The sequence below is a fragment of the Dokdonella fugitiva genome, assembly GCF_004342425.1.
GTDB classification, from domain to species: domain Bacteria; phylum Pseudomonadota; class Gammaproteobacteria; order Xanthomonadales; family Rhodanobacteraceae; genus Dokdonella_A; species Dokdonella_A fugitiva.
The window spans coordinates 58,980-66,736 of sequence record NZ_SLWQ01000014.1; the positions used below are offsets into that span (position 1 = coordinate 58,980).

General features: G+C 68.8%; 5 protein-coding genes. 2 read left to right on the plus strand and 3 right to left on the minus strand.

Annotated elements, in window-relative coordinates; all coding sequences use genetic code 11:
* The 3 genes from EV148_RS17530 to EV148_RS17540 form a co-directional block, all read right to left on the minus strand.
* Positions 1-2,286: a protein-disulfide reductase DsbD family protein gene (locus tag EV148_RS17530; protein WP_132000153.1), complete on the minus strand. Its 2,286-nt coding sequence runs from the start codon at positions 2,284-2,286 to the stop codon at positions 1-3.
* A gap of 66 nt (positions 2,287-2,352) precedes the next feature.
* On the minus strand, positions 2,353-2,703 hold the full coding sequence (gene cutA, locus EV148_RS17535; protein ID WP_199222821.1) for a divalent-cation tolerance protein CutA: 351 nt from the start codon (positions 2,701-2,703) through the stop codon (positions 2,353-2,355).
* A gap of 176 nt (positions 2,704-2,879) precedes the next feature.
* Positions 2,880-5,105 (minus strand): endonuclease, encoded by a 2,226-nt coding sequence (locus EV148_RS17540; protein WP_241988140.1) that lies wholly within the window; start codon positions 5,103-5,105, stop codon positions 2,880-2,882.
* 240 nt (positions 5,106-5,345) lie between these two features.
* On the opposite strand from EV148_RS17540, the gene groES reads away from it, so the two are divergent.
* Both groES and groL read left to right on the plus strand, forming a co-directional pair.
* Entirely contained in the window at positions 5,346-5,636 is a 291-nt protein-coding gene (gene groES, locus EV148_RS17545; RefSeq protein ID WP_132000154.1) for a co-chaperone GroES, read from the plus strand.
* Positions 5,637-5,780: 144 nt separating this feature from the next.
* On the plus strand, positions 5,781-7,427 hold the full coding sequence (gene groL / locus EV148_RS17550) for a chaperonin GroEL (RefSeq protein ID WP_132000155.1): 1,647 nt from the start codon (positions 5,781-5,783) through the stop codon (positions 7,425-7,427).
* The last annotated feature ends 330 nt before the right edge of the window (positions 7,428-7,757 follow it).

Genomic DNA, 7,757 nt, shown 5'->3' on the forward strand with positions numbered 1-7,757 from the left:
TCAGTGCGGCGCGAGCGCCTGCTCGACGATCGCCTGGGTCAGCACGGTCGGCAGCGCATGGCCGCGGCCGGCCTCGCCGGCGCGGAACACGACGTAGAGCGGCACGCCGACTGCGTTGTAGTCCTGCAGGAACGCGGTGATCGCGGGGTCGACATTGGTCCAGTCGGCGGTCATGAGCACCGCGTTGCTGCGCCGGAGCAGGTCGCGGAACGCATCGGTGTCGAGCACGGCCTTTTCGTTGACCTTGCAGGTCACGCACCAGTCGGCGCCGACATCGACGAATACGCTGCGGCCTTCGGCACGCAGGCTGGCGAGGCGTTCGGCCGAGTACGGCACGCCGGCGCTCGTCGCGGCGTGCGCGGCCGGCGCTTCGAGGCGGGCGATCCGCGCGATCGGCAGCAGGGCCGCGAGGATGACGACGACCGCGATCACGCGCTGCACGGGATGGCCCTGGTAACGGTGGCGTTCCCACCACCACAGGCCGAGCGCGAGCACGGTCGCGCCGATCAGCACCCACGCGATGGCGTCGATGCCGCGCTGGTTGCCGAGTACCCAGGCGAGCCAGACCGCGGTCAGGTACATCGGGAACGCGAGGAACTGCTTGAGCGTCTCCATCCACGCGCCCGGTCGCGGCAGTCGTGCGGCGAGCGCGGGCACGAAGCCGACCAGCAGGAACGGCAGCGCGAGGCCGAGGCCGAGCGCGAGGAACACGAGCAACGCGACGAACGAGGAGGCCGAGAACGCATAGGCGAGCGCCGAGCCCATGAACGGTGCCGTGCACGGACTCGCGACGACCACCGCGAGCACGCCGGTGAAGAAGTCGCCGGCCGCGCCACTGCGGTTGCTGAGGCCCTGGCCGACGCCGGCGAGGCCGGCGCCGATGTTGTAGACGCCCGACAGCGACAGGCCGATCGCGAACAACACGTAGACGAGCACCGCGACGAATACCGGCTGCTGCAGCTGGAAGCCCCAGCCGAGTGCCTGTCCGGCCGCGCGCAGGCCGATCACGGCGAGGCCGACCGCAGCGAACGTGACGAGCACGCCCGCGGTGTACACGAGCGCGTGCCTGCGCGCCTTCGCCGCGCTCTCGCCGCTCTGCGCGAGGCCGAGCACCTTGAGCGAAAGCACCGGCAGCACGCACGGCATGAGGTTGAGCACGAGGCCGCCGAGCAGCGCGAACAGCAGCGCGCCGAGGATGCCGGTGAGCGAAGGCTGGGAGCCGGGGGCCGGGGGCCGCTCCTGCCCGGCCGCGTCCGCTGCGGTCGCGGGAGCGGCTTCAGCCGCGATGCTCTCCGCTGGTGCCGCGATGAATGCCGCCTTCGCCGCGGCGAGCTGCTCGGCCGTCGCTGCAGGCAGGTCGACCGACACGTCCTTCTGCATGACCGGATAGCAGATGCCGTTCTCGAGGCAGCCCTGGTACTCCGCGTGCAGCTTCACGGTCTGCGCGTCGCCGCGGTCGCGCAACAGGCCGATCGGCAGTTCCACCTGGTCGTAGTAGACCTGGACCGTACCGAAGTGTTCGTCGGTGTGGTCCACGCCTGCCGGCCACTGCGGTGCGCCGAGCGTGATGCCGTCGCCGCCGGCGAGCGTGACCTTGCTCCTGTCGCGATAGAGGTAATAGTTCTTCGGCATCGTCCAGCGCGCGAGGATCGCCGTCGGGCTCTGCGCGATCGCTTCGAACACGAATGCCTGTTCGGGCGGCAGCGGTGCACTGTCGACGGCGCCGGCATCGGCACCGAGCTGCAAGCCGCCGCCGGAGGCGAGCACGCCGCCGCCGTTGCCGGCGAGCGGATTCGGAGGCAGGCCCGCGCCGGGGCCGGTGTTCGTCGCCACCGTCGCGGCCGCGGCGAGATCGAGCGTGACCGTGGTCGGGTGCGGTGGATAGCAGATCTTCGGATCGGTCTCGTGGCAACCCTGCACGGTCAGCGACACGGTGACGCTCTTCGCCGCCGCATCGGCGAGCGTGTACGGCAGGGTCGCGTCGATCGCATGGTGGTAGACCTCGACTTCGCCGAGGAACTCGTCCTGCTTCTTCTCGCCCGCGGGCAATTCGAGCGTGCCGAGCGTGAGCCCGGCCTGCGTCGTCTTCGCCTTGATGCGCGAGCGGTAGAGGTAATAGTCGGGCGCGATGTCCCAATGCAGCGCCAGCTTGCCCGCGCCCGCGGTCTTCGCCTCGAGCCTGAAGGCCTGTTCGACCGGCAACAGGCCGTCCTCCTGCGCGTGCGCGGCGCCGGCCGCGAGGGCGAGCAGGAACATGGCGGTCAGGCCGGTGGGCAGGCTGCGCATCGGAAGGTCACTCCGTCGGATACGGTAACAGGGGACCGCGTTTGGACCGCGGATCTTGCAGGACGTTCATCGCGGATGGGTGGGGCCGGCCGCGGATTCAAGGTCCGCGCAGGCCTGCTCGAACCAGGCGAGGTAGTCCGGCGCGCCGGCGACGACGTCGAGCGCGAGCAGCTCGGGCACCTCGTACGGATGCAGCGCGGCGATGCGCGCCATCACCGCGTCGAGACGCGCCCGCACGGTCTTGACGAGCAGCAGCACCTCGGCGTCGACGTGCACGCCGCCCTGCCAGCGATAGGTCGAGGTCACGCCGGGCAGCGCCTGCACGCACGCGGCGAGGCGCTCGTCGACGAGCGCGCGCGCGATGCGCGCGGCGGTATCGGCGTCGGGGCAACTGCAATGGATGACGACGGCGGCCATGGCGGCGATCGGTGGCGGAGCGGGTCGCCGATCATCGCATGGGGCGGTGGGCGGGCGCAGGCGATCGCGGCCGATGGCTGGAAGCATCGCGACTGAAGCCGCTCCCACAATCGATTTGCGGGAGCGGCGCAAGCCGCGATGCTCTTGCGCCGCCCTCGCTGGAGTGTGTCTTCCGGCTACGGCGCCGCGTCGAATCCGTTCGCGAAGATCACGTCGCTCGGCACGACCGGCTCGCACACCGCGGGTTCGCTCGATTCGAACAGCGCGCGCGTCGCCCATTCGGGATGGTCGACGAACGGGTTGCGATTGCCCTGGAAGCTCTGGATCACGTCGTTGCGCGCGACTTCCTCGGCATCGGGCGGATCCTGCAGGTGCCAGTCGAGCAGGGTCGTGAGCAGGCCCATGTATGCCTTCGCCGCGGTGTTGCTCGTGATCGTGATGAGGCTGCGGTTGTCGGTGAGTTCGAGGTCGGGGATCACGCCGTCGTGCGCGGCCTCGGCGGCGATGCCTTCGTAGCGGATCGCCATGTAGAACATCGCGCGCGCCATTTCGCCCTTGCGGTGGTTCCACACTTCGAACGAACCGGCGTTGCCGTCCGGCGAATGCACCCAGTTCGAGTTGCCCGGGTAGACGCCGCTGCCGCCGCCGACGCCGTTGTTCGCTTCGGTCGGCAGTTCCGTGCAGCCGCTCGCGCAGTTGGAGAACGGCTTGTTGCCGCGGCTCGCGTTCTGGCTCGTGTCCGACAGCCACAGCATGTGCGTGTCGGTGTACGCGGCAAGGCTGCTGTTGGCGAAGCCGAGCGAGTTCGGCCAGGTATGCTCGCGGTTGTAGGTGAGGCCACTGCCGGTACCGGCGCGATCGCTGCCGATCGCATAGGAGCGGTTGCGGTAGACGTCGATCATCTTCGCCGGGTTGTTCGGGTCCTGCTGCGCGATCTCGAGGATCGTCCAGGTGTTCGTGCCCGAGCCGCTGTACGGGTAGATCGTGTGGCCCTTGATCGTCGCGTGCAGCGAGCAGCGCAACTGTTCGGGGCTGCTCGTATTGACCTGCGCGTAGTAGCCGTCGAGCGTGCCGGTCGCGACCTGGAACGCGACGACGACGTCGGCGCCCATCGCGATGCCGTCGAGGTCGTGCACGCCGTCTGCGTCGATCGTGAACGCGCAGTGGCCGCCGGCGGGCAGCACGGTCGCCGGCGTCAGCGTGCGCTGCGCGCCCGTGCCCGACTCGTCGAGTGCGATCGGCGTCGAATCGCAGGCGAGCGCGAACGCGTTCGCGGTCGTCACCGGTTCGCTGAACGTCACGCGCACGTCGCTCGCGATCGCGACGTTGGTCGCGCCGTTGGCGGGTTCGGTCGACACGACCGACGGCGGCGTCGTCGCGGGGTCCTGCGTCGCGAACGTGACGACGTGGTCGGCGGCGAGCGGATCGGGCGTGCCGTCGAGGTCGGTGACGTGCGCGGCGAGGATCGTCCAGGTGCAGGTTTCGTTCGCCGCGAACGCGGGCGAAGGCGTCAGCGTGTAGGTGGTCGGGCCACCCGCGACGCTGGCCGTGTGCGCGGCCGAGTTGGAGCAGGCGATCGTGTACCACGTACCCGTCGTCGCCACGGCTTCGCTGAAGGTGACGGCGAGCGTCGTGCCGGTCGCGACGCCGCTCGCCCCCGCGGCCGGCGTCGTCGACGCGACGGTCGGCGGCAGGTCGACCGGCGGATCGCCGGCGATCGCGAATTGCACGTCGTCGATCGCGAGACCGTCCTCGGCACCGGCGATGTCGAGGTCGACCCAGCGCACCCACAGGTGCGCGCCGGGCGCGAGCGAGAGGCCGGCGATCGTGCCGGCGATCGCGCCGCGGTTCGCGGCGAGGTTGCCATCGAGCGCACCGACCGCGCCCGTCGTCACCGGCGAGGCGAAGTCGAGCGCATCGACGTCGACCCAGGTCGCCGAGCCGTCGTTGATCGAGGTCGCGTCGAGGCTGTACTGGAAGTCGAGGCGGTCGCTGCGGCCGGTCGCACCGAGTCGCCACTGCTCGCCCGCATAGGTCACGTCGATGTGGTCGACGACGAGGCCGCTGTCGTTGCCGAGCTCGGCGCCGATCAGCGGTTGCAGCGAACCGGACCGCAGCATGCCGAGCGCTCGCTCGCTCGCGCTGCCCGTGCCGTAACTGTAGGTGTTGCCACCCGCGGTGCCGCCGTTGTCGGCGGCATAGGTCGCGTTGGCATTGGAGCCGGCTTCGACGAAATGCCAGCCGGCCGGCAGGGTCGTGCCGGTACCGGTCGCGGCGAGCGTGTCGAAGTGCTCGGCCGCGGGCGTGCCGCCGACGAGCGGGACGTATTGGGCGTGCGCGGCTGGCGCCGACGCGAGGAAAAGCAGGAGTGCGGCGCCGAAGGCGCCCTTGGCGTACTGCATGTGGATTCCCCAGGACGAGGTCCGCGCATCGTGCGCGGGCCTGCCGCGCGACTATAGGCCGGAAGCCGGGTGCTGTCGCGGGACCCCGCTTGAATCGGCGGGCAGGGACGCCATCTGGGACGCAGCCGTTCCCGCCCCTTTTCGGAGGCGGGCTTCGCCGCTAAACTTGGCACTCAGCACCAACAAGTGCTAACAATCTTGCGTTAGTCCTTCAACATCAAACTGTTACGGAGACACCCCATGAAGCTTCGCCCGTTGCACGATCGCGTGATCATCAAGCGTCTGGAAGCCGAAACGAAGTCGGCCGGTGGCATCGTGATCCCCGACGCCGCGGCCGAGAAGCCGATCAAGGGCGAGGTCATCGCCGCAGGCGCCGGCAAGATCCAGGAAGACGGCAAGGTCCGCCCGATGGCGGTCAAGGTCGGCGACATCGTGCTGTTCGGCAAGTACTCGGGCACCGAGGTCAAGGTCGACGGCCAGGAACTGCTGGTCATGCGCGAAGAAGACCTCATCGCCGTCGTCGAGAAGTGAGAAGGCGCCGGGAGTCGGGAATGGGGAATCGGGAATCGTAAGAGCAACCTTGCTCCGGACCCGCCCCGTACCTGATTCCACGCGCTTCGCTTTTCGCTCCTGACGATTCCCCATTCCCGATTCCCGATTCCCGGAGTTTTTCCCATGGCAGCCAAAGAAATCCGCTTCTCCGAAGACGCGCGCACCCGCATCCTGCGCGGCGTCAACACCCTCGCCAACGCCGTCAAGGCGACGCTCGGCCCGAAGGGCCGCAACGTCGTGCTCGAGAAGAGCTTCGGCGCGCCGACGATCACCAAGGACGGCGTGTCCGTCGCCAAGGAGATCGAGCTGGCCGACAAGTTCGAGAACATGGGCGCGCAGATGGTCAAGGAAGTCGCGTCCAAGACCTCCGACGTCGCCGGTGACGGCACCACCACCGCGACCGTGCTGGCGCAGGCGCTGATCCGCGAAGGCCTCAAGGCCGTCGCAGCCGGCATGAACCCGATGGACCTCAAGCGCGGCATCGACAAGGCGGTCACGGGCGCGGTCGAGGAGCTCAAGAAGCTCAGCAAGCCGTCGGCGGACTCGAAGTCGATCGCCCAGGTCGGCACGATCTCGGCCAACGGCGACGACGCGATCGGCTCGCTGATCGCGCAGGCGATGGACAAGGTCGGCAAGGAAGGCGTCATCACGGTCGAGGAAGGCTCGGGCCTGCAGAACGAACTCGACGTCGTCGAGGGCATGCAGTTCGACCGCGGCTACCTGTCGCCGTACTTCATCAACAACCAGCAGAGCCAGCAGGTCGAGCTCGAAGAGCCGTACGTGCTGCTGCACGACAAGAAGATCTCCAACGTGCGCGAGCTGCTGCCGGTGCTCGAGGGCGTCGCCAAGGCGGGCAAGCCGCTGCTGATCGTCGCCGAGGAAGTCGAAGGCGAGGCGCTGGCGACGCTGGTCGTCAACACGATCCGCGGCATCGTCAAGGTCGCGGCCGTCAAGGCGCCGGGCTTCGGTGACCGCCGCAAGGCGATGCTCGAGGACATGGCGATCCTGACGGGTGGCCAGGTGATCTCGGAAGAAGTCGGCCTGCAGCTCGAGAAGGCGACGCTGAAGGACCTCGGCAAGGCGAAGAAGGTCGTCATCTCGAAGGAGAACACGACGATCATCGACGGCGCCGGCGAAGCCGGCAACATCCAGTCGCGCATCAAGCAGATCAAGGCGCAGATCGAGGAAACCTCCTCCGACTACGACCGCGAGAAGCTGCAGGAGCGCGTCGCCAAGCTCGCCGGTGGCGTGGCCGTGATCAAGGTCGGCGCCGCGACGGAAGTGGAGATGAAGGAAAAGAAGGCGCGCGTCGAAGACGCCCTGCACGCCACGCGTGCGGCGGTCGAGGAAGGCGTGGTCCCGGGCGGCGGCGTCGCGCTGATCCGCGCGCTGGCCGGCATCGCCAAGCTCAAGGGCGACAACGAAGACCAGAACCACGGCATCCAGATCGCCAAGCGCGCGATGGAAGCGCCGCTGCGCGAGATCGTCACCAACGCCGGTGAAGAAGCGTCCGTGATCCTCAACAAGGTCGCCGACGGCAAGGGCAACTTCGGCTACAACGCCGCGACGGGCGAGTACGGCGACATGGTCGAGCTCGGCATCCTCGATCCGACCAAGGTCACGCGCACCGCGCTGCAGAACGCGGCGTCGATCGCCGGCCTCGTCATCACGACGGAAGCCATGGTCGCCGAAGCGCCGAAGAAGGAAGAAGCCCACAGCCACGGCCCGGCGGGCGGCGGCATGGGTGGCATGGGCGGCATGGATTTCTGATCCACGCCATCCATCGAGCATCACCGCGAAGCCCGGCCTTGTGCCGGGTTTCGTTTTTTCCGGCGTCTGGCTGCAAACAACCCGCTTCCGCCGCAGCAATGTCGGACGCGAAAAGCAGAAAGCGCCGATATGAACGTGCGACCCGCGGGCGCAACGCTGAGCAGGCGTCCCTGCACCGGAGCGCTGCGTGCCGCGCCTCGTCGCATCCCGGCGGCAGGCCGAGGTGCGCGCGCCGCTGCCGGCCGCCCACGCCGCAACACGCTACGCACGCCACGCGCCCGAGCGCACGCTGCTGTACGCATTGGTCGAGGCGCACTATCCGGATTTCAT

Excerpts from the sequence above, each read along its gene's own strand:
- EV148_RS17530 (WP_132000153.1), bottom strand. The coding sequence starts at position 2,286 with ATGCGCAGCCTGCCCACCGGCCTGACCGCCATGTTCCTGCTCGCCCTC.
- cutA (WP_199222821.1), bottom strand. The coding sequence starts at position 2,703 with ATGGCCGCCGTCGTCATCCATTGCAGTTGCCCCGACGCCGATACCGCC.
- EV148_RS17540 (WP_241988140.1), bottom strand. The coding sequence starts at position 5,105 with ATGCAGTACGCCAAGGGCGCCTTCGGCGCCGCACTCCTGCTTTTCCTC.
- groES (WP_132000154.1), top strand. The coding sequence starts at position 5,346 with ATGAAGCTTCGCCCGTTGCACGATCGCGTGATCATCAAGCGTCTGGAA.
- groL (WP_132000155.1), top strand. The coding sequence starts at position 5,781 with ATGGCAGCCAAAGAAATCCGCTTCTCCGAAGACGCGCGCACCCGCATC.